Origin of the sequence: Caballeronia arvi (assembly GCF_001544695.2) — a bacterium.
In the GTDB taxonomy this organism is placed as follows: Bacteria; Pseudomonadota; Gammaproteobacteria; order Burkholderiales; family Burkholderiaceae; genus Caballeronia; species Caballeronia arvi.
The window spans coordinates 1-21,044 of record NZ_FCOM02000069.1 but is presented as its reverse complement, the minus strand read 5'-3'; the positions used below and the strand labels follow the sequence as shown (position 1 = coordinate 21,044).

The window sequence follows — 21,044 nt, the reverse complement described above, 5'->3', positions numbered from 1 at the left end:
GTCTCCGCCGCTTGCAACCGGTACACGAAACAACTGCATAATTAAGCCCCTCCAGTCGCACCAATCACCGTGCATCGCGCAAATGCCCCTCAGTGTGCGGTCGACGGCATTTGCACGTGACGACTACCGCGCATAATCGTGTCTTCATCAGCAACGAGTCACGCGGAGGAGCAATGGTCCAAGAGCAATGCAACTGGACGCAACGTCGACTCGAGCGTGTAGAGCGAGTGCTCATCGTCGACGACTACCGAGGGGCTGCCGTCGCCACGGCTGAATGTTTATCGTTGAACGGGCTTCAAACAAGAGTAGCGGGCGGTTGTGCCGAGGCTCTTGAAATCCTTCGTTACTGGGCAGCAGACGTTGTGCTACTTGACTTGATGATGCCGCAACGTGACGGCTTTGCGACTGCTCGAGCCTTCCGAGGTAATCCGAAATCGTGCGAGACGTTCATTTGCGCGTACACATCGAAGGACGGTGACTTCGTGACTCGAAACAGCGAACGGATGCTCTTCGATGGATACTTTAGAAAAGGCGCGGCGCCCGACCGCCTTCTAGCGTTCCTCCAACGCTTGTGTGTGTCTCGTGACATCTCGCCGCGTAACTGTCGTCCTAGCGCGACCCCCAGTATGCAGTCGACTCCAACAAGCATGAATTAAAAAAGGCGGCGCGGATAGGGCAGCGTGAACCTACTCTGCGAAATGGCTAATAAGCCCGCGAGTCATCGCCATGCTGAGGATTTCACGACGCGTTCGAAAAGAGGCGCTACGCGACGGACGCCGCGAGCGCTCGGCGTCGCACCTCAGTATTGGACTCAACGGCCGACGCCCGAAGGCCGCCTCAGTGGTGTGCGTACAGCGGCAAGAATGGGTCCTTCGAGCGCGGAGCGCCCTCGCTTGACGGTGTCTTGAGCCACCGGCTATCGTGACAGGCGAGGGGCATACAAGGATTTCGGCGCGAGGCGTCGAAAGACTCAACATTTTCGTGAAGTCGTTCGCCGCGCGCACGCGGGCTGTCAGGTGAAGGAGCCCATCAAGACCCAGAAGTTTGTCTGTCGTCTTTAGAATGGACGTATGGTCGTACACCGAATGGTCAATGGTGCCTGCTGGAACGAAGGGAGAAACGACAATAGCGGGAACCCTTACGCCCATGCGGTCGAACGAGAAATTGTGAGTTTTCAGCCGAGCGTTTTCCGCTGAGTCCGGCAGGTCGGCTATAGGCGGCGTCACATGGTCGAAGAAGCCACCGTGTTCATCGAAAACGACGAGTAGAACGCTGCTGGGCCACAGAGCAGACGTGCTTATAGCATCGTAGACCTGCTTAACCAATGCCTCGCCTTTGCGAACGTCGCCTGCCGGATGCATCGAATTTCCATTTCGAAAGTCGTTCTTTGCGTCGTACGTAGGCTCAATAAATATGAACTTCTCCGTCAGCGAGCCGGAGGCGAGCCGTGATAGAAGTGTAGCCATCGGAACAAAACGGCTGAGTAGGTTCTGCATTCCGTAGATTCCGCGCGTCTGCGCGACATCACCTTGTACAATGAGCCACTCTGACCGAGGTATCTCCGAGAAGACTGTGCCGTTGGGAAAAGTAAAAATTGGGGCGTTGAAGAAACACCGCCTCTAGCACTTGTTGAGCGGGTCTGCAATCGGCTCCGAGCCTCCTGTCTACTGCAAATCCTGATGTCGACATCCGCGGCAATCACAAGGTCTACTCTGAACGCAGGGGAGCACGGATAGCGACTAGCCTCCATTCGCTGCCCTTTGCACCGCGGTTTCGGCTGGTGACAGTTCGTCCGGCGCTGGTGCCGCGACTTCGCCCGTTTGTTTCGTCGACAATCGAAGGTAGGCCGCAGCGAGCCGTCGCAGTTCCTCCTCTGATGCGTCCTCTATTCCTATGAGCTGATTGCTTGCCGCTCGATGTGAGGACAGCAACTCATTGAGTTTCAGATGAAGCGCGACACTGTCCTTGTTTTGACTCTGTTGAATCAAAAATACCATCAAGAACGTGACGACCGTGGTCCCCGTGTTGATGACAAGTTGCCAGCCGTCGGAATAATGAAACATTGGCCCGGTCACTACCCATGCGACGACCGTCAGAACAGCCATGCAGAACGCGGCGGGCGAGCCTGCCCATCTGGTGACTAGGCTGGCGAACTTGTCGAATGCGCGAGTCAACGGATGGCGGCCCGCGTACGCAGGACTTGAGGTGTCCGGGACGGTGTCCAATTCATCGGTAGATGAGCTCGAGAAATTGTCATTTTTCATCGTAAGCTCCTCAGGTCATTTTCTTATGCCAGATGCAACCAATGTGCCAGTCGGCGCGTCGTAAGCCAAGGACCGCGATGAGCGGGAACTTGCATTTCAGCCTTCGTCGTGAATAAGAGCCGCTTCGAACGGGCGCATTCGCCCTGCATTGGGTCCGACATGCGTCCATTCGGTCGCGACCGATAATCTGCTGCTTCAACCAGAGAGAGCGGAAACTGCGAGTTCGATATACAGCACAGTCGTCCTCGTGGCGACCAGTTACACACGAGGAGTTGGGGATACTAACGAAACTGTCGCAATCGGTCTGTTGCCACAGACCCATGCACGCGTGATTATTGAAATGACCGGATGATGCCGGTGACCTTGCGGTTGAAGAGAAAGCGCCAATGAGCTACGGTTGTCCATTTCGGCCGAGATGGTCAAGAAGCCGGTTCGCCGTTGCGAACTGTGCATTCCGAACTCGAGCGTGAGGAGCACTGCGCAGCTGTTCGTCGTACACCATCAGTGCACCACGCAACGCCTCGTAGTCGCTTCCCGCCGCTTTCCAATCGATGCGTGACTTCGCGTCCGAGTCCAGCCGCACAAGTGCTGCGTGCGCCTCGCGGACGGAAGCCAGTCGCGCTGTTTGATAACCGGCCAAGCATAGCTCTTCGGATATCAAGAGCTGTTGACACAGTAAGGTGAGCACGCTGCTTGTTCCACAGCCGCGGTGTAAAGCGTCAGGAGCAATCCAGCTTTTCAAAGAGAGAGGGTATGCTTTGCTGGAGGCGCCGGCCCGAAGGAGTGAACCAAGCAGTGGAGGGATAGACCTTCTCAGTGGTTTGCGCAGCCCTGGTTTATTGCTCATAGATATGCGGCTGAAGCAGACCTTCTCGAAGTTGGTAGCAACTGGGACTGTGATTGCGATTTCCGGATGCGAGCGCGTGCGTTTCGGTCGGCCGGCGTGGAACTGCGCACGTCGGCTATTCCGCCTCTAGCTTGCACCCCGGATGGTTTTCACAACGGTGCGCAAGGTCGATATCTGTACGACGCGCAAAAGCCACGGGATGCCCGCGTGGCCCAACAAGGGTCGCTTGATTCGATATTCGAATAGTTCACGTCCTACCCGCTTGAAAAGCACTGCGTCGGTTGCATGCTGCTGCGCGTAGTCCGTTGTGACAAGGCCCACCTCTTCCGCGCGGCTCATCGAGAACGAGCCATCCGCAGCGAACGAAAACTGATGTTCGACAACACGCAGTAGGCAATCGAAATGGCAATTACTGGCTCCGCGACGATGCCACCATAGGCCAGAAGTCCATCCGTTCGTCCTTTCCACTTGACAGAAGCCTCGAGCATAGACGCCAGTAAGTATTTACCCTGACGCGGAAGATGCTACGTTCGAGCGGTGTCGACAAGGAAAAAGGCACGCCGGCCGGATATTTCCGTGTTCGGTAAAAAAGACTACGAGCGCTCAAGCGCGGCGTGAGGCATTGAATTGGTCGGATGCGGGCGTCGCTTGTCAGGGACGCGTCGCCCAGCAGATTCGCTTTTTTCCTCGGAAGATTTAACGGATTTAACGACGGTTAGACCAGAAGATAAAGTCCGTGAGTGACTTGTTGCGTTGCACAAATTTTGCTGTTTTCCTCGCATGTAGATTCGGGCGCCGTCCCGCGGCGTGGATTGGAGCATCACATGCATGAGGCCGAAATTGCTGCAACATTACTGAACAGATGGCAGCGACACGACCGCTCCGGCGGTTCTATGGAACATGCCGTCGACCTTCTCCGTGAAAGCGGGCTTCCCTGTACGCATTACTTTGGCGTGTCCCCCGATACGTCAGATGAGTTCATGAATGGGGTAGAAATCGAATGTCTTACCTTCGACGATGGCTCACGAGTTCTGCGTCTGAACCCTCGGAGCGCGGTTTGCAATTCAATTGGATGGGCGGCCGTTGCTCCCTTGCCTCGTGATTCCGACGAGTGACGACACAGAGCGGCTCAATTGGAGTGAGGGCTTGGTGGGGGTGGAGCGAGAAGGCGCTGCGCATCGGCCGTTGCCGTCGCTGCTAAAAAGACGGAAGCTGGAAGGGCGGCAGGACTTGCAGCGCGACAACCCAGCGCCCCTCGGCTAAGCTGCCTCGCTTCAGGCACGCAGGCGATTGCGCACAGCCGGAGCGAACGCATTGATTCTGTCTTCTATGTCCTGCCACTTAATCAACTCTTGTTTCATACACTCCAAGACGTATCTAGCCGCCGCGCTGTCGTAGCCCGCCTTCTCCAGCGAGCAAACATACGCGTGAAAAGGAAGCAGCTCAGCGTGACGTTGCTCGATTTGACGCTCGACCCTTTCCCTCAATCTTTTGAAGACGTCGGTGTTGTCCATGTCAGATAGTGCGAGAAGGCGCCAGGAGGCGTAAATCGTAGCAACCCATCTCAAACGGTTTCTGACGGGAAGATTTGTTTTAGATGCCTACTGTATCGTCGGAAGCGATGCGTTCGTACCGTGGAGTGGCTAGCACGTCTCAACGTATTTCTTTTAGGCAGCAGCACGGTATGTCAATGATTTAGGGTCTCCGAATTCCGCGGTGGGACCGAACTGCCGCGGTGAACGAGACGTCAGTGGTCGCTGTAGGCTTTGTTGCCGCAGACGCCGTCTGAGATGTGGTATTGGCGACACCGGGGCGTTTCCGGTGCCGTGACCCATCAGATGGAAGAGCAGTCAGCGCGCTGCTGGCATTCGATGCGTGGTCAGTTTTGCTGCCCGCGTGCGCGGAGGATGGCGTCGGAGTCGGGGGCGCGACGAATCGGTTCAGTCGAAGAGCGACCGTAGCTGTCAGCGCTCCCGCGCGGTGCAAACATCAATGCCTTTCGAATCTCGTTAACGGTGTTCTCGCACGTTTGGCGATACTGTCATCCGGCGGGCTATGAAGCCTGCCGGCGACAAGCGAAACAGCCACCGCGTGCGTGTCACTGACCGTACGGGGCCGGCAGGCCATTCTTGATGACATAAACGGTGGTTGGTGCACCTTTCAGGTCACCGTTCTCATCAAAGGCGTAAGTGCCGGCGACGCCTTTGTAATCAGTCTTCGCCAATTGGGCCGCGAGCTTTGCTTTATCAGTCGTGGTTCCTGCTTTGACCATCGCATCAGCGAGCAGTTTGACGCCGTCATAGTAGCTAACGCCATACACCTGAGTGTCAGTGTTGTACGCGGCCTTGTACTTCTGCAGGAACTCTCGGCCAGCCGGCGTCTTGTCGAGCGAGATTCCTCCTTGCGCGCAGTAGACGATAGACGCCGCATCACCCGCCACCCTACCCATGTCGGCCGAGCATATACCGTCGCCACCGAGTAATTTGGCTCGCAGGCCACGGGCTTTCATCTGTTTGGCCATCGGCGCGCCCTGCGAGGCATAGCCGCCAAAGAAGATGACGTCGGGATTCTTCGACTTGATGCTCGTGAGAATGCCCAGGAAGTCGGTTGCTGACGAGTTCGTGAACTGCTGGTCGACAATCTGAATTCCATTTGCTTTCGCTTCCTTCACGAACTGCTCGGCGACGCCTTGACCGTACGCCGTGCGGTCGTCGATGACTGCGGCGGTCTTTGCCTTCAGAGTCTTGGCCGCAAATTGGCCCATCGTTCCGCCAAGTTGCTCGTCGCTCGCGCCGATACGGAAGATGGTCTTGAAGCCTTGCTTCGTCAGGGCCGGATTGGACGCAACGGGAAGCAGGGACACGCCGCCCGCGTTATAGACGCGCGATGCCGGGATAGCCACGCCAGAGTTGTAGGGTCCTAGTACGGCGATGACACCGCTGTCGACAAGCTTCTGCGCTACCTGAACGCCGATTTTCGGGTCGGCTTGGTCGTCCTCTGAGTCCAGTTTGAACGTGACCTTCTGACCCGCGACGGTGACGCCGGTCTTGTTGAGTTCGTCGATTGCGAGGCGCGCGCCGTTTTCGTTGTCTTTACCGTTGGGCGCCTGAGGTCCTGTGAGGGGAGCGGAGTGGCCAATTGTGACGACGGTTTGTGCCTGAGCGGATGCGATGAACCCTGCAGCAATGACTACAGCAATCGTAATGCTTGAGCGGCGCATTGATGTCTCCGAGGTTTGACCGGGAGCAATCAGCCTAGCTGCGGTTTGCCTTCCGGGCAACCTATCAAAAGTAGTAATGCGACGGCCGTCTGAAGTTTTCGGAGCTGATTCGGTTGATATGCGGTTGCTGCCTCCGATTAGCGCCCGACATTCAAAAGCTACGACTTTTGGCGTCGACACTCTGTATAGATGCTTTTTGCTACTTCTTCAAAGGAAGTTACTTACGAACTAGGAGCTTTCCTTCAAAACTAAGAAGAAGCCTTTTTCGCACGCGTAGAGCTTCGATTAACTCGACTCAACGCAGATTTCCTCGGAATGCTCGGCGGTGCGTTCTCGTCAACGACGCCGGATTCGAAGAGCCACTTGAACGGCCGAAGCGGGAAGGAGCGCTAATGCTTGCGCGGCAACATGAGGCGTTCGAGGAGCACCGTTGTCTGTTTTTCCGCCTCGTCCTTAAGCGCCGCTGGGTACAGATTGAGGTGCGTACGCCGGGCGGCCCGTCCGAAACTTACGGTTTCGACACTCGTTGCCTCGCTGATTGCATCGATGCGCGAGCACCAAGTCTCGATGTCATTTACAAGTGGACTCAGGCGGTCAAGGATTGTTTTCAGACGAATGCCGTAACCTACGACCAGCGTGAAGCCGAAAAACATACCCGCAGCGAGACACCAGAAGGAAACAGAACCCCCTCGAATAATGTCTACGTCGGCGGCCCAAATCATGATGGCCGCCGAAAGCCCGACGCCGGTGCCGATGCCCAGACCCGCGAATGCCACACCTACGCCGCGAGTTTCGCGAAGTAGCTCTTGGACGAGTTTGGCTCCGAATTGGTTTTTGTTCGTTGCTGGACCAGGCACCGCTCGTGACCTTCCGCTTTCGTCAATGAAATCGTTCCTTAACGATTGCAGGATAAGGGCTTGGCCAAAGTCCGTCCGTCGGCTGGGAAACATTGGGTGATTTCCGGACGACGTGGCACGGGAAGATGTATGAAAGGCTCGCGAAGGAATGCGGCTTTGCCTTCACCAAGGCTTGACCTGGCGAAAGCGGTCCCCAGCTCGGTCCCCTCAGCGTCGACGGCATATGACAACTTCGAACTGGCTTGGCGGTCTTGGATAGGCTGAGGAGGAACTCCGCTGCACTCAAGGACCTGAACCGGCACTCACTCGTGTGTCCTCCGGAACTTCGCTGAGGGGACGTTCGCAACGAGTCTTTGGGAAACCGTGTCGTCAATCCAAGCGAAGACCTATCCTCGCGAGCGATTGCGCTCTACCATCGTCTGCTGCAATAGCTGCGGACCAAGGCACAAGGAAAGCCCGCTATGATGAAGCCTTCAACATCGTGCGCAAGATATGAGTTTGAGAACAGAGTTGGACCCGCGTGCGTGAAGCGATACGATAGTAGCGCCCGAATGAAGGCAAGCCTTTACATCTTTCTGTTGGACTTGCAGTCTCTCCTTGAGTTTTCTCTCTCGAAACATACTCCTCGCATGATTAGAGCATTGCTCTAGGCATGGAAAGCTCGCATATCTTGCTGAACGTGGCATAGTGCGTTGATTGCAACCACGCAAGAGGGGAAATCATGGCAACGCTCGAAAGCATCGAGGCGAGGATTGCGAAACTGCAAGCTCAAGCTGAAGCAATTACTAAGAAACAGTCGGCAGGCGTCATCGCTCAAATTCACTCATTGATGGCAGAGCACGGTCTGACAGTCGATGACCTCGGCTCGAAGAGTGATGGAAGAAGGGCGACAAGTAGCGCGGCGACGAAAACCACTGAGGGCAAGGGAGCGTCGAATGCAAAGTATCGTGACCTGAAGTCGGGCGCAACTTGGTCCGGCCACGGCCGGGCGCCTGGATGGATAGCGGGCGCAAGGAACCGGGATAAGTTTCTGATTGATGGCAGCTCGACGAGCACTCCGCCTGCCACGAATCAAGCCGCGAAGAACGCCGCGAAGCCCGGCGATTACCTACGCGGTCCGCAGCCCGCGCTTTATCGTGACCCCAAGTCAGGGGCGACATGGAGTGGTCGGGGTAGGGCACCTGGTTGGTTGGCGAGCGCGAAGAATCGCGACAAGTTTCTGATTGACAGCAGCGCGGGAAGCGCCCCAGTTGATGGCGAGAAGGCGGCGAAGCCACGCAACTACGTTAGAGGGAAGCAACTCGCGATGTATCGCGACCCGAAGAGCGGCGCAGAGTGGAGCGGTCGCGGAAAGGCTCCGGGCTGGCTTGCAGGCGCGAGAGACCGGACCAAGTTCCTAATTGACGGTGCTGCGACCTCGGTTGCTGATGCCAAAAAAAGCACGCCGAAGGCGGCCGCGGCAAACAAAGCAGCGGCGAAGAAGGCGACCGCGACGGAGTCAGCAAAGAAGGCGGTTGCGACGAAAGCTTCGGCGACGTCCGCGAAGACTCCTGGCGGCAAGGGCGCTAGTGCTAAGAAGTCGACGTCCGCGGCGAAGAAGGTATTGCGGGTTGGGAGCAAGAAAGCTGCTGCCACGAAGGTGGGGGCGAAGAAGTCTGGTGGCAAAGTGATAGTAGAGAAAGCTGCAGACTCGACGCCTCTGCCGCCTGCGATGAGCACAAGCGAAGTCGACGCCGTTGCGTGAAGGCAGAAGGCTCGATGGCTTGTGCCACCGCCACTGCGCGCGGCAGGCGGAAGCCGTCGGCGGCTCTTCACTCGTTCACATCGACGGGCTGTAAGGGCTGACTGCAACGAGGTTTAGTTAGAATTAGTTGCCTCGTTATCGAGCCAGACAATATCTTCGTTCCACTGTTCGGTACCGACAAACCGTTTCAGTTTCTCTCGAAGCATCGCCATCCAATCGGTTGCAAACCTCGAGAGCGGGTTTTCGCGCAGGGTAGTTATTGCGACGGTCGACCGTATGGACGGCCGCGTGATGACTTCCGCAACCAGGTCGCCGCTTGCCAGCTCGTCACGAATCGCGATTGACGTGAGAATGGAATATCCGACGCCTGCTCTAACCAGTTTCTTCGTGAGCGCGACACTGTCAACCTCGAGCTCCAAGCGAAGACGAATGCCGTTCTGCACCGCGGCGTGTTCGATGACTCTCCGATTACTATGCGGCATCCCGGGAAGAATGAGAGGTAGGCTGGCGAGGTCCCTTATTTGGAAACCGTCCTTTGGAATCGGCGTTCCTGGCGGAGCGATTAGAATCATTGGCTCGCTATAGAGCGGCCGAACCTTAAAGGCGTCCAAGGGCGGCTGGTTATAGACTACCGCTAAGTCGACGCGGCGGTCGGCCACCCATTCTTGCAACGAACTACTTTGCCCCTCACGGATGTGAAGCGCGACACGTGGATACACTTCGCGAAAATCGCGCACGAGTTCAGCGCCAATGAGGGCTCCCATCGTGGGCGGCAGTCCGACGGCTAGGTAGCCACGCTCCTCGTCGGCAGTCGCGCGGACGTGCTCACCGGTTTCACTCACCATGTTGGAAATCATTTCGGCTCGTTCGAGCAGGCGAGCGCCGGCCGCCGTGAGCCGGACGCCTCGGCCGTGACGCGCCAGCAATTCGACCCCAATTTCCTCTTCTAGCTTCGCTACTTGCCTGCTTAACGCAGGCTGGGCGATGTACAACTCAGCTGCCGCACGGCTGAAACTGCCCGCGCGAGCAACATGGATGAAACTGCGCAGCTCCCGAATGTCCATTCTCATGTCCTATGCCATTCGGGCATAGCTTGGTATCAAAACTCGGCCTTTGTCAAGCAATCGCCGCTCACCTATGCTCTGGATTAAAGAAAGAACTAGAAAAAATGAACGGAGACGAGAGGGTGAATCCCTCACCGGCGTGGCGACGTTGCTCTTGGGCAGCTTAACCCGAACCGGCGTAGTTCGCGATGTGGCCGTATCGCCGGCTCTGTCACGGACCAGGACTTCTCCGCTTCTCCCAGTTTCAGGACAAAACTTCGGTATAGGTCCCAGGACAGATGACGCCGTATCGGGCCATCTACAAGAGACATTCGATTCGAACTTAGGAGACGATATGAGGCGGTTAAAGCAACTACATGTGCAAGTACTTATCGGCCTGGCTTGCGCAATCGTGTTAGGGATGGCAAAGCCTGACTGGGCAGTGGCAATGAAGCCTCTCGGAGTGGGGTTCATTGCCTTGCTCAAGATGATGCTGGCGCCCATCATTTTCTGCACGCTGGTTCAGGGCATCGCACACGTCAAAGACCTTCGCATGCTGGGACGGATGGGCGTCAAGTCGCTCGTCTATTTCGAGGTGGTCAGCACTGTCGCAATGATTCTCGGATTTGTGATGGTGAACGTGTTCCAGCCGGGTGCAGGTCTCCATGCGACGAACATCGCCGAAAGCCAGGCAGCCGTCAAGGCAACCGCGAGCGCCGGCGGAATCTCTGCCGTCGACTATCTGCTGAGCCTGATTCCCCATACTCTGGTCGACGCGTTTGCAAAGGGCGACATCGTCCAGGTTCTCATCATTTCGCTGCTGGCAGGTCTCGCACTCAATATGGCGGTCGGTCCCGATTCGGTCCTTCTTCGAGGTATCGACGAAGCGCAATCGGTTCTCTTTCGCATGCTCGCTTTCATCATGAGACTCGCGCCGCTGGGAGCTTTTGGCGCAATGGCAGCAGCGATTGGTAGCTACGGTAGTGTGACGCTTATGTACCTTCTGAAGGTCATCGTGCTGTACTACGCTGCCTCTCTGCTGTTCGTGTTCGGTGTGCTTGGCAGCATTAGCTGGATGATTGGTCTCCCGTTCTTTAGCATCCTGCGGCTCATTCGCGACGAACTGCTGCTTATTTTTGGGACGGCGTCCAGCGAAGTAGCACTGCCTCGACTCATCGAGAAATTGCAGCGCTCTGGTTGCGACGAGGCGGTGGTTGGCTTCGTTCTCCCGGCCGGCTACAGCTTCAACCTCGACGGTACGTCGATTTACATGGCGATTGCCATCGGATTCATCGCTCAGGCAACCGACACCCCGTTTTCCCTCTGGCAGCAGCTTGGACTGCTGGCCATTCTGAGTCTCACCTCGAAGGGCGGTACCACGGTCGCAGGCGGTGCCTTCGTGAAGCTTGCAGCAACGCTCCAATCGGTCCGAACGCTTCCTCTGAGCGGCCTGGGTCTCTTGTTCGGCATCGACCGCGTAATGGCCACGGCTACTGCGCTCGTCAATGTGGTTGGTAACACGCTCGCGGTATTCACCATTGCCCGCTGGGAAGGTGCTTTCGACGCGAAGGCTTTCGAACAGGAGACTGGCGCAAGGCCCCGCCGGTTCTGCCTCCAGCAAGAAAAGAGCACTGCTACCACTGCGACTGCCCAGTCTCACTGAACTACTGAGAATCGACCCAAATGACACGTCTTTCACCCATCGACCCGGGGCAACTTGACCCTGAGCAGCGCGCCGTCTACGACGCAATCGCAAGCGGTCCGCGAAAGGGCGTCAGAGGCCCGCTCGCAATTTGGCTGCATCGGCCGCAACTTGCCGACCGCTCCCAAGCCTTGGGTCGCTACTGCCGGTATGACAGCAGCCTCCCGGCCCGTCTCTCGGAGCTTGCCATCATGTTCATGGGAAGGTACTGGCTCGCGGAATACGAATGGGCCGCGCACAAGCCTTTCGCTCTCGAGGCCGGTGTTTCGAACGAAGTCATCGACGCAATCCGGGATGGAAAGACGCCTCCTTTTGCGAAACGGGATGAGGAACTGGTGTTCGCCTTTCTCACCGAACTGCATGAACAGCGCAAAGTGCCCGACTCTCTCTACCAGGAGCTCGTGGGTGAAATCGGGAAGGATGGCGTAGTCGACCTCGTTGGCATTGCCGGCTACTACACGTTGATTTCGATGACCATCAAAGTGTTCGAAGTGCCGCCCCCGGAAGGCGCCACACCTGAACTCCCCCAAGAATCGAACTGAGGAACATCAAGTGGAAATTTCGCAAAATCTCGTAAACGGCGTGAATTCAGGACGCCTTAATGGAAAGGTCGCCATTGTCACGGGCGCAGGCTGCGTCGGCACCGGATGGGGAAATGGCCGCGCGGTTGCGGTGCTCTTCGCCCAGGCAGGCGCCCGCATCTTCGCTGTCGACAAAAACCCGGACGCGATGGAAGAAACCGTGCGGCGCGTGCGCGAAGTCGGTGGCGACATCACGGCTTACGGTTGCGACGTCACGGACTCGGACGCAGTTCGGGCGATGGTCGAGGCATGTCGCGAGAAGTACGGTAGCGTCGACGTTCTGGTGAACAACGTTGGCGGCTCGGCGGCCGGCGGACCCGTAGCCCTTTCTGAAGAGGCCTGGGACGCCCAGGTTGCCTTTAATCTCAAGAGTGTCTATATCACCTGCAAGCACGTCCTTCCCGTTATGGAAGCGCAAGGCAGCGGGTCAATCGTCAACACCGCATCGACCTCCGGTATCCGCTGGACGGGCTCGGCGCAAGTCGCTTATGCAGCCTGCAAAGCTGGCGTGATTCAACTGGGCAAGGTGGTCGCAGTCGAGTACGCGAAGAAGGGCATCCGTGTGAATACCGTGGTCCCGGGCCAGTTGCATACGCCGATGGTAGAAGCGCGGCTGGCGGGTCAACGGACAGGCGGCGACGTGGACAAGTTGTTGGAGACCCGAGTTGCGCGAATTCCGTTGGGCTTCATGGGTGACGGCCGCGATACGGCAAACGCTGCGTTGTTCCTTGCTTCTGACGAGGCTCGGTTTGTCACCGGCACGGAAATCATCGTAGATGGCGGCATGACGGCACGGTGCGACTGATGGACAGCCTCCACGTGAACGGTGGCCGGTGGGATTGCCACACACATATCTATGGACCGTGGGAAGAGTTTCCGCTTCCAGAGAGTGCTGTGTATCGCCCCGCAGCAGCGCCGATGGCCGCACTTCTTCAAATGCATCGAAACTTGGGCATTTCCCACGGTGTCTTGGTGCAAGCAGCCTGCTACGGGACCGACCATTCGGCGTTACTCGACGCGATTGCCGTCACTGGGGGCCGATATAAAGGCGTAGCGCTGCTCAACGGCTCGGAAAGCGACAGTCAGTTGGAGGCGCTCCACGCCGGAGGGGTTCGCGGTATCCGATTCAATTTCATGGGACACCTCGCCGAAGGGCAGAACATAAGCGAACTCAAGGCGCTGGCGGAGCGTGTGGGCTCCTTAGGTTGGCACGTCCTGCTCCACGGCAAGCTCGGGCAGATTCTGCCCATTCTCGACAGTTGGCGGAGTTTGCGCACCACGTTGGTAATTGACCATATGTCACGTCCCGACCCTGCTCTCGAGACGGACAGAGACGGGCTTGTGGCTCTGCGCAGATACCTTGATAACGAGCGCCGTTGGATAAAGCTCTCCGGTATCGACCGCATGATGAGCGGGTCGAACGAGCCGTGGTCCCGAGCGCTTCCTCACGTTAGGGGGTTGCTCGCGGCAGCGCCGGACCGGGCTATCTGGGGCAGTGACTGGCCACATCCGAACATTCAGGGCGACGTGCCGGATGATTCAAAGCTCCTCGCCTTTATCGAAGAGGTTTGCGGCGACGCCGAGGCGGCGGATGCGGTGCTTGTTAGCAATCCGCGACGACTTTATCTGTAAGCAACATCATGCGCACAACGACAATTACTCAGGAGACAGGGCGCAGCGTCGAGCAGGCTGCCTGCCGGAAGGCAGCTTTGCGAATCGTTCCCTTGCTGGCGTTTGCCTACTTCATCAACTATCTGGACAGAACGAACGTTGGCTTCGCTGCGCTAGCGATGAATCGCGACCTCGGATTGACGGCGTCCCAGTTCGGATTAGCTGCCGGCATCTTCTACGTCGGTTACTGCTTCTTCGAGGTTCCCAGCAATCTCGCGCTCTACCGGTTCGGTGCGCGGAGATGGCTGGCTCGCATCATGATTACGTGGGGGTTGTTCGCAGCCGCGACGAGTTTCGCAACCGGCGCGGTGAGTTACTCGCTTCTTCGCCTGCTCGCAGGCATCGGCGAGGCAGGATTCTTTCCTGGCGTCATCTTCTTTTTGACTCTGTGGTTTCCGGCTAGCTATCGCACGCAGATGATGGCGTGGTTCCTGGCAGCAGTGCCGCTGTCGTCGGTATTCAGCGGCCCGTTGTCCGTTTCGATGTTAAAGCTTGAGGGGTGGCTCGGACTGCATGGCTGGCAGTGGCTTTTCATCCTCCAGGGTCTTCCGGCGTGCGTGCTGGGCGTCCTTTGCCTCAAAGTTTTGAGTGACTCGCCGGACAAGGCGACGTGGCTGACACCTGAAGAGCGTTTGGCTCTGCAGACCGCTGTCGAGCGAGAGCGCCCGGCGAACGCAGAGAAGCACTTCACGCGCTCGCTACGGGATTGGCGCGTGTGGCTGCTCACTGCCATCCTTTTCAGCTACATCATCGGAATTCTCGGCATTGGCGTATGGTTGCCGACGATTTTGAAGACACACCATCTCAGTGACACGCAAATCGGGTTGTTGACCGCACTTCCCTATGTTGTCGGGAGCGTGGGGATGCTTCTCTGGGGGAGGGTCTTGGCGCGCTCGCAACGCTACGTTAAGCATCTCGCCCTGACCTGCGGACTGGCTGCAATTGGCTTCTTCTGTTCAGTGGTTTCCGATGAACTGGCGCCTGCAATGGTCGGCTTGACCATCGCACTGATTGGTCTCTCATCGGTGCGTACGTGCTTCTACAGCATTCCGGCGACTTTTCTAGGAAAAGAAGCAGCAGCCGGGGGGCTGGCCTTCATCAATTCGGTCGGTAGCCTTGGCGGCCTGGTTGGCCCCTACATGGTCGGCTGGCTGAAGGACACCACGGGTTCTTTCAAGGCTGGTCTCATCGGAATGGGCGCGATGCTTGTCCTGGCGACCTTTCTGACTGTTGTTCTGCTGGTGATTATGAAGAGGAAGGACGCAAGATGAATACGTGGCAGCCAAGTTTGAGGACCCCCGACCCAGCAATTCGCATCCTGGCCAAGCGATTCGAACATTACCGCCTGGCGCATGCAAAGGTTGAGCGCCTGTGGACGGGGTGCCGCTGGGCAGAGGGACCCGTGTGGTTCGGTGACGCTGGCGTGCTCTACTGGACGGACCTGCCGAATGACCGAATCCTGAAGTGGGACGAAGCCACGGAGCAGGCTTCCACGTGGCGGTCGCCGTCAAGCAAAGCGAATGGCATGACTCGCGACCGTCAAGGCCGACTCATCGTTTGTGAACATGGGACAAGGCGCGTCACTCGCACTGAATACGACGGCCGCGTCACCGTGCTCGCCGATACGTTCGAAGGGAAGCAGCTCAACTCGCCAAATGATGTCGTCGTGACACGTGACGGCTCCGTCTGGTTCACCGACCCACCGTTTGGCCTTGTGAGCGACTACATGGGGAAACAGGGGACGCCTGACTTGCCGGCTTGTGTCTATCGGATTGACACGCAGAGCGGTCAGATTGAGTGCGTCGCAGACGACATCGAAGGTCCGAACGGGCTCGCTTTCTCGCCTGACGAGCGAACGCTGTATGTCGTCGCATCACGAGCTCGGCCGCGAACAATTATGGCGTTCGACGTTATTGATAACCGCAAGCTCGTGCGCGGTCGGGTCCTTATCGACGCGAAGGACGGCACTCCGGATGGCTTCAGAGTCGACGTCGACGGCAACCTCTGGTGCGGATGGGGTACCGGCAGCGATGAGCTTGACGGCGTACGAGTCTTCGCGCCCGACGGTACGGCCATCGGACACATTGCGCTGCCTGAGCGCTGCGCAAATCTGTGCTTCGGCGGAAGGGACAACAATCGCCTGTTCATGGCATCGACGACCTCCGTGTACGCACTGTTCGTGAATACGCGTGGCGCCGTCTGAGCAGTATTGAATCGAAAATCCACAAGGTAAGGAGACAAGCAATGGCAATCGAAACAAAAAGGTGGGCTATCCGTGCATCAATGCTGGCGCTGGCTTGCGCGGCCATGTTGAGCGGTACAGCGCACGCCGCGGATATACACGTGCTTGCAACGGGCGCGCTTTCCGCCGCGTTCAAGCAACTTGTACCCGCGTTCGAACGCGATACTGGGAACCACCTTCTAATCTCCTGGGGTCCCTCCTATGGAACCTCGCCAGACACTCTGCCCATGAGAATCAAGAGCGGCGAGCCGATGGATGTCTGCTTCATGATTGGCGCCGCGCTCGACGAGCAAATCAAACAGGGAGTGTTCGCTCCGGACACGAAAGCTGATATTGCCGAATCAGCAGTCGGGGTCGCTGTACGTGCCGGCATTCCGAAGCCGGACGTATCGACGCCGGAGAAGCTGAAGCAGGCTCTGCTGTCAGCCAAGTCTGTCGCGTTCTCTGAAGGCGCTAGCGGAACGTACATTACTGGAACGCTCTTCCCCAAGCTCGGTATCGCTGAGCAGATGAAGCAGAAGAGCGTACTTATCAAAGGGCGCGAACTTGTTGGGGCAGCGCTTCAGCGCGGTGATGCCGACCTGGGACTTCAGCAAATCAGCGAACTGAAAGCATTCAAGGAGATTCAGTTCGTCGGCCCTCTCCCGCGCGAAGTGCAGAAGGTCAGTGTCATTTCTGCCGCAATTGCGAAGAACGCCCAACAGGCTGAAGCCGCAAAAGCCTTCATTGGGTATTTGAAGTCGAAGAATGCGGTGGCAATCTTCGACAGCACCGGACTTGAGCAGCCACAGTCGCAAGCACAGGCAACGGCGAACTAGAGAGGCAAAGAAACGAGCCGATTGGAACCCACGTAACAATATCAGTACAACTACTAGAAATAGGAGATAACCTCATGAATTTAAGGGGCCATTTTATTGCTCTTGCGTGTACGTGTCTTGCATTCGGATGCGCTTCTCACTTGCCGTCGAGCGCTGCACCCGAGCACCTGATAACAACGCACAGAACCGTAACGATTGAGACTATCCGTCAAGGTAAGGGGCCGGTAATTGTCCTTCTCCCGTCCCTCGGAAGGGGAGCGGCAGACTTTGATGAAGTCGCTGCATACCTCCAGCGTGACGGCTTTACGGTGCTGAGGCCTCAGCCGAGAGGTATCGGCGCGAGCGTAGGTCCTCTCACTAACGTCGATATGCACGACTTTGCTGCCGACGTCGCCTCGGTTCTGGATGAGCAAAAGACGGGCTCAGTCGTCGTCGTCGGGCATGCGTGGGGAAGTCAACCAGCACGCATGTTGGCCGTGGACCGTCCGGACCTCGTTCGGGGATTGGTCATGGCGGCCGCATCGGCTGGAAAACTACCTCCCGGTTCAAATGAGAAACCGTACGGAAGGCTTCGGGACGCGATTGAGGGGTCCGGGAATCTCTCACTACCGGAGGCGCAGCGGCTGAAATATCTGCAGCAAGCGTTCTTCGCGCCGGGGCATGACGCGCGGCCTTGGTTGACCGGTTGGTACCCGGCAACCCATGAAGCCGAAGCGCATGCGAGAAATGTCACTCCGGTCGATGCGTATTTCGCGGGTGGGACGGTTCCGATTCTTGACCTCCAAGGTCAATACGACGCTGTTGTTGTCCCCAATGTTTTCAAGCCGATGTTGGGGGACCGCGTGACAGTGGAGGTGGTCGCGAACGCAGCACATGCGATGGCTCCTGAGCAACCGCAGGCTATGAGCGACGCCATCGCGCGCTTCGCACACCAGATGTACAGGCAGTAGGCGGCAGCTGATGCTAACGAATCAGCTTTGTGAAATAGGTCAAGGAATCGCTCTCATGAAATTCTCGAAAACTGGTCTCGCAGCAATCATTCTCTCTGTGTCGGTAAGCGTCTTTGCGGCAGCCGGCGGTGCAAAAGTCACTGACGATGTTGTTAAGCATGGGAATATTCAGATTGAGGTCCTGAGCCAAGGCAAGGGACCGACCATCGTTATGCTTCCGTCCCTGGGCCGCTCGGTGCGCGACTACAACCAGGTGGCGCAATATCTCGTCGCGGATGGGTTCCGTGTACTGCGCCCGGAGCCTCGCGGTGTTGGCAAGAGCAAAGGGCCGATGGAAAACCTCAGCGTTCACGACTTTGCGTCCGATGTTGCGATGGTCATCGACGAAAAGAAGGCTGGCCCGGTCGTCGTGGTTGGGCACGCGTGGGGTAATTTCGCCGCACGTCAATTGGCTGCAGACCGCCCAGACCTTGTGAAGGGGGTCGTGGTCGCAGCCGCCTCGGCAGGCAAAGTTCCGCCCGGTTCGACAGAAAAGCCTATCAACGCGGAAATGCGCAAGGCGATTGATGGTGCTGGAGACCTCAAGCTTCCCGAAGCACAACGGCTGCAGTATCTGAAGGAAGCGTTCTTCGCACCCGGGAACGACCCTAGCGTGTGGCTCGGCGGCTGGCATCCCGAGACCCACGAAGCTGAGGGACATGCACGCAACACTACTCCCGTCGACGACTACTTCGCAGCCGGCACCGCACCGATTCTCGACCTGCAAGGAGAGAATGATGCGGTGGCGCCGCGCCGGTTCTCGCAAGTGCTCAAGAACATGCTCGGAGACCGAGTGACTGTTGTGGTGATACCCAACGCGGGTCACGCCATGGCGCCGGAGCAGCCGAAAGCGATGGCCGACGCCATTTCGATTTTCGCGAAGCGAGTCAACCAGTAATTGATTCTTTGATGTTTGGGCGGCGGAGCGCGGAGTGCGTCCGCTCCGTCCGCAAGCGCAGTCAAAACTTTTAACGGCACAGACATGGATTCGAAGGTTTCAACGGCTGGTGATGCGTTTGATGCGCGGCGTCGGGCGTTCACATTAGCTGTGGCTGCTGCGGGCCTGGTCAGCTGGTTGCGTACGCCCTCTGCTCGGGCCGCAGAGAACGCTTCATTCTCGAACTCAAGCGGCAACGAGAATGCTTCTTTGAAAGCGCCAGCAATGGCATGCGACGCGCATATTCACATCTACGACGATAGGTTCCCAATCGTTAATGCGAACGCCACGCTTCCACGCCAGGCGACGGTTGAGGATTACCGGAAGATTCAAAGCCGGCTCGGCACGACGCGCACCGTAATCGTTCAGCCTGCAAACTACGGAACAGACAACCGCATCACCTTGGACGCGATTTCAAAACTCGGGGCGGACAAGGCACGTGGTATTGCCGTAGTTTCTTCCGACATCTCGGACGAGCAACTTCTTGCGTTACATCAGGGCGCAATTCGCGGTGTTCGATTTTCGCTCTTTGAGCCCAAGAATGCTGTCACTCGCGCTGACATGATTGAACCCGTCGCAAGAAGAATCCACGAACTGGGTTGGCATATACAGCTCCAAATGCGCTCGGACCTCATTGTCGAAAACGCCGAAATGTTGAAGCGGTTACCGTGTCCGGTAGTCTTTGACCACATGGCGCGGTTGCCGCAAACTGACTCAGGGCGCGATGCATACAACGTCGTTTGTGGGATGCTCGACCATGGGCGTACGTGGGTGAAGGTGTCCGCCGCTTACCTTAATACAAAGGTTGGACCGCCGAGCTATGAAGATGCGACGAGAATGGCCCGTTCGTACATCGATGCAGCCCCCGAGCGCGTGGTGTGGGGAAGCGATTGGCCGCATCCTACCGAGAAGGTGAGCAAACCGGACGATGCACAACTCCTCGATTTGCTGGCTGCATCCGCTCCGGATACCGCGACTCAACGTCGCATTCTTGTCGACAATCCCGCGACTCTCTACGGCTTCTGAGCGTTGAGCTCTACGGGAAGGAAGATGCCGACTCATACTTGCGTCATCACACAACGTGACGGCAGCAGGGAGGAAATCAGGAGTAAGCCGGGCAGAAGCGGTGCCGGTAAGGCCGGCTCGGGTGGTAGCGAATCCAGCGCGGGGTGTTGCGCAGGCTGCACTGTTGTTCGAGCGGGTGAACTAGACCAACGAGGGACGTCCTGGGAGGGAACTAGCAAAGCACGACAGATAATTCTTCGGGCCGCAGCCGCAGCAAGCGGCTGGGAAGTAGGCGGCTGCTACGGTATCCGCAAGAAGGGTGCGACAAAGAAATCTTCGGCGACGTCCACGAAGACGACTGTGCGAAAGGGCGCGGCTGCGAAGAGGTCGATGACCGCAGCTCGAAGGGGCCGCAGGTTGCGAACAAAGGCTGCTGGCAAGAAGGTCACGGCGGCGACGTCTATTGGCAACGCGAATGTAGAGACTGCTTCGGATGCGGTGACGTCGCCGCAGGCTCGCTCGAGCGATGCGAATGCTGTGACTTCTGCTGCCTAACGACAAAAGCCTTAGCTCGGCCAGAGTTCGGCGCCGTGAACCTACTACCTCCGGCGAATGATTCCTTTGCGCGAGCCTAATCGACGCTTCCGAGGGCGTTCAAAGATTGCCTTTCCCTCAGGAAAAAGTTGTTTTGTCCTATAGCTGGTCGCGTAATTCGTGTATTTTACCCAGACGCAACCACGTGTGAACTGCTATGTCCCGCGCACTTTTCTACCGAACCTGTCCTACCAGCGACCTGAAGAAAGCCTACGGATTATCGTCCAGTCTCGGCTGGCCGCATCGCCTGGAAGAGTGGCGCTTTGCCGCAAGCACAGGCGAAGTAATTGTCGCCGAGGACGGCGGTGCTATCGTCGGTACCGCGGTCTATTGGAAGTTTGGCGCGAGTAGCGCGACGGTCGGATTAGTGATGTCATCGCCTCAGCACGAACATACTAGTACAACATCCCCTAAATAGCTTGATTAAATGATTGTCTTGGCTATCATTTCGAAATGAGCCAAGGTCGTCATGCAACGCCAGTGAAGTTGGCGAAGAAAGAACGAGAAGAACTGCTGTCGCTGATCGAGCG

General features: G+C 57.5%; 18 protein-coding genes. 12 read left to right on the top strand and 6 right to left on the bottom strand.

Going from position 1 to position 21,044, the window contains the following annotated elements; genetic code table 11:
* Nucleotides 1–173: 173 nt before the first annotated feature.
* Nucleotides 174–656 (top strand): response regulator, encoded by a 483-nt coding sequence (locus tag AWB74_RS38030; protein ID WP_087039421.1) that lies wholly within the window; start codon nucleotides 174–176, stop codon nucleotides 654–656.
* A 30-nt stretch (nucleotides 657–686) separates the two neighbouring features.
* Here the strand turns inward: AWB74_RS38030 and AWB74_RS38025 are convergent, their stop codons facing one another.
* From AWB74_RS38025 to AWB74_RS38000, 5 genes are all read right to left on the bottom strand, one after another.
* Nucleotides 687–1,496 carry an alkaline phosphatase family protein gene (locus AWB74_RS38025; protein WP_061151744.1) on the bottom strand — a complete coding sequence of 270 codons (810 nt, stop codon included), beginning with the start codon at nucleotides 1,494–1,496 and terminating at the stop codon, nucleotides 687–689.
* A 243-nt stretch (nucleotides 1,497–1,739) separates the two neighbouring features.
* Nucleotides 1,740–2,264: a low affinity iron permease family protein gene (locus AWB74_RS38020; protein ID WP_061151743.1), complete on the bottom strand. Its 525-nt coding sequence runs from the start codon at nucleotides 2,262–2,264 to the stop codon at nucleotides 1,740–1,742.
* 2,121 nt (nucleotides 2,265–4,385) lie between these two features.
* Nucleotides 4,386–4,625: a hypothetical protein gene (locus tag AWB74_RS38010; RefSeq protein ID WP_061151741.1), complete on the bottom strand. Its 240-nt coding sequence runs from the start codon at nucleotides 4,623–4,625 to the stop codon at nucleotides 4,386–4,388.
* 584 nt (nucleotides 4,626–5,209) lie between these two features.
* Nucleotides 5,210–6,331 carry a branched-chain amino acid ABC transporter substrate-binding protein gene (locus tag AWB74_RS38005; RefSeq protein WP_061151740.1) on the bottom strand — a complete coding sequence of 374 codons (1,122 nt, stop codon included), beginning with the start codon at nucleotides 6,329–6,331 and terminating at the stop codon, nucleotides 5,210–5,212.
* A 389-nt stretch (nucleotides 6,332–6,720) separates the two neighbouring features.
* On the bottom strand, nucleotides 6,721–7,281 hold the full coding sequence (locus tag AWB74_RS38000) for a hypothetical protein (RefSeq protein ID WP_061151739.1): 561 nt from the start codon (nucleotides 7,279–7,281) through the stop codon (nucleotides 6,721–6,723).
* Between the two features lie 628 nt (nucleotides 7,282–7,909).
* On the opposite strand from AWB74_RS38000, the gene AWB74_RS48470 reads away from it, so the two are divergent.
* Complete coding sequence (locus AWB74_RS48470) at nucleotides 7,910–8,932, top strand: H-NS family nucleoid-associated regulatory protein (protein ID WP_087039420.1); 1,023 nt, start codon at nucleotides 7,910–7,912, stop codon at nucleotides 8,930–8,932.
* A gap of 113 nt (nucleotides 8,933–9,045) precedes the next feature.
* Here AWB74_RS48470 and AWB74_RS37990 read toward each other — a convergent pair whose 3' ends face one another.
* On the bottom strand, nucleotides 9,046–9,996 hold the full coding sequence (locus AWB74_RS37990; RefSeq protein WP_061151755.1) for a LysR family transcriptional regulator: 951 nt from the start codon (nucleotides 9,994–9,996) through the stop codon (nucleotides 9,046–9,048).
* A 334-nt stretch (nucleotides 9,997–10,330) separates the two neighbouring features.
* Between AWB74_RS37990 and AWB74_RS37985 the strand changes: the two genes are divergently transcribed.
* From AWB74_RS37985 to AWB74_RS37940, 10 genes are all read left to right on the top strand, one after another.
* Nucleotides 10,331–11,638, top strand: coding sequence for a cation:dicarboxylate symporter family transporter (locus AWB74_RS37985; RefSeq protein WP_061151738.1), 1,308 nt, complete (start codon nucleotides 10,331–10,333; stop codon nucleotides 11,636–11,638).
* A gap of 20 nt (nucleotides 11,639–11,658) precedes the next feature.
* Complete coding sequence (locus tag AWB74_RS37980) at nucleotides 11,659–12,219, top strand: carboxymuconolactone decarboxylase family protein (RefSeq protein ID WP_061151737.1); 561 nt, start codon at nucleotides 11,659–11,661, stop codon at nucleotides 12,217–12,219.
* Nucleotides 12,220–12,229: 10 nt separating this feature from the next.
* Nucleotides 12,230–13,063: an SDR family NAD(P)-dependent oxidoreductase gene (locus AWB74_RS37975; protein ID WP_235024833.1), complete on the top strand. Its 834-nt coding sequence runs from the start codon at nucleotides 12,230–12,232 to the stop codon at nucleotides 13,061–13,063.
* The gene (locus AWB74_RS37970) at nucleotides 13,063–13,890 is read left to right on the top strand and encodes an amidohydrolase family protein (protein WP_061151736.1); all 828 of its coding nucleotides are present in this window, start codon (nucleotides 13,063–13,065) and stop codon (nucleotides 13,888–13,890) included. Before AWB74_RS37975 ends, AWB74_RS37970 begins: the two co-directional genes overlap by 1 nt.
* Nucleotides 13,891–13,898: 8 nt before the next feature.
* Complete coding sequence (locus AWB74_RS37965) at nucleotides 13,899–15,200, top strand: MFS transporter (protein WP_061151735.1); 1,302 nt, start codon at nucleotides 13,899–13,901, stop codon at nucleotides 15,198–15,200.
* Nucleotides 15,197–16,132, top strand: a complete 936-nt coding sequence (locus AWB74_RS37960) for an SMP-30/gluconolactonase/LRE family protein (protein WP_061151734.1) — start codon at nucleotides 15,197–15,199, stop codon at nucleotides 16,130–16,132. Before AWB74_RS37965 ends, AWB74_RS37960 begins: the two co-directional genes overlap by 4 nt.
* A gap of 41 nt (nucleotides 16,133–16,173) precedes the next feature.
* Nucleotides 16,174–16,989, top strand: a complete 816-nt coding sequence (locus tag AWB74_RS37955) for a molybdate ABC transporter substrate-binding protein (RefSeq protein WP_061151733.1) — start codon at nucleotides 16,174–16,176, stop codon at nucleotides 16,987–16,989.
* A 74-nt stretch (nucleotides 16,990–17,063) separates the two neighbouring features.
* Nucleotides 17,064–17,939, top strand: coding sequence for an alpha/beta fold hydrolase (locus AWB74_RS37950; RefSeq protein WP_061151732.1), 876 nt, complete (start codon nucleotides 17,064–17,066; stop codon nucleotides 17,937–17,939).
* Between the two features lie 55 nt (nucleotides 17,940–17,994).
* A complete protein-coding gene (locus tag AWB74_RS37945) occupies nucleotides 17,995–18,876 on the top strand; it encodes an alpha/beta fold hydrolase (protein ID WP_061151753.1) in 882 nt (293 codons plus the stop codon).
* 84 nt (nucleotides 18,877–18,960) lie between these two features.
* A complete protein-coding gene (locus AWB74_RS37940; RefSeq protein ID WP_087039419.1) occupies nucleotides 18,961–19,941 on the top strand; it encodes an amidohydrolase family protein in 981 nt (326 codons plus the stop codon).
* Nucleotides 19,942–21,044: the final 1,103 nt, after the last annotated feature.

What these genes read in the sequence shown, in the direction of transcription:
- AWB74_RS37980 (WP_061151737.1), top strand. Translation starts at nt 11,659, where the DNA reads ATGACACGTCTTTCACCCATCGACCCGGGGCAACTTGACCCTGAGCAG.
- AWB74_RS37940 (WP_087039419.1), top strand. Translation starts at nt 18,961, where the DNA reads ATGGATTCGAAGGTTTCAACGGCTGGTGATGCGTTTGATGCGCGGCGT.
- AWB74_RS37960 (WP_061151734.1), top strand. Translation starts at nt 15,197, where the DNA reads ATGAATACGTGGCAGCCAAGTTTGAGGACCCCCGACCCAGCAATTCGC.
- AWB74_RS37945 (WP_061151753.1), top strand. Translation starts at nt 17,995, where the DNA reads ATGAAATTCTCGAAAACTGGTCTCGCAGCAATCATTCTCTCTGTGTCG.
- AWB74_RS38030 (WP_087039421.1), top strand. Translation starts at nt 174, where the DNA reads ATGGTCCAAGAGCAATGCAACTGGACGCAACGTCGACTCGAGCGTGTA.
- AWB74_RS37970 (WP_061151736.1), top strand. Translation starts at nt 13,063, where the DNA reads ATGGACAGCCTCCACGTGAACGGTGGCCGGTGGGATTGCCACACACAT.
- AWB74_RS38020 (WP_061151743.1), bottom strand. Translation starts at nt 2,264, where the DNA reads ATGAAAAATGACAATTTCTCGAGCTCATCTACCGATGAATTGGACACC.
- AWB74_RS37965 (WP_061151735.1), top strand. Translation starts at nt 13,899, where the DNA reads ATGCGCACAACGACAATTACTCAGGAGACAGGGCGCAGCGTCGAGCAG.
- AWB74_RS37955 (WP_061151733.1), top strand. Translation starts at nt 16,174, where the DNA reads ATGGCAATCGAAACAAAAAGGTGGGCTATCCGTGCATCAATGCTGGCG.
- AWB74_RS37990 (WP_061151755.1), bottom strand. Translation starts at nt 9,996, where the DNA reads ATGGACATTCGGGAGCTGCGCAGTTTCATCCATGTTGCTCGCGCGGGC.
- AWB74_RS37985 (WP_061151738.1), top strand. Translation starts at nt 10,331, where the DNA reads ATGAGGCGGTTAAAGCAACTACATGTGCAAGTACTTATCGGCCTGGCT.
- AWB74_RS38025 (WP_061151744.1), bottom strand. Translation starts at nt 1,496, where the DNA reads ATGCAGAACCTACTCAGCCGTTTTGTTCCGATGGCTACACTTCTATCA.
- AWB74_RS38000 (WP_061151739.1), bottom strand. Translation starts at nt 7,281, where the DNA reads ATGTTTCCCAGCCGACGGACGGACTTTGGCCAAGCCCTTATCCTGCAA.
- AWB74_RS38010 (WP_061151741.1), bottom strand. Translation starts at nt 4,625, where the DNA reads ATGGACAACACCGACGTCTTCAAAAGATTGAGGGAAAGGGTCGAGCGT.
- AWB74_RS48470 (WP_087039420.1), top strand. Translation starts at nt 7,910, where the DNA reads ATGGCAACGCTCGAAAGCATCGAGGCGAGGATTGCGAAACTGCAAGCT.
- AWB74_RS38005 (WP_061151740.1), bottom strand. Translation starts at nt 6,331, where the DNA reads ATGCGCCGCTCAAGCATTACGATTGCTGTAGTCATTGCTGCAGGGTTC.
- AWB74_RS37950 (WP_061151732.1), top strand. Translation starts at nt 17,064, where the DNA reads ATGAATTTAAGGGGCCATTTTATTGCTCTTGCGTGTACGTGTCTTGCA.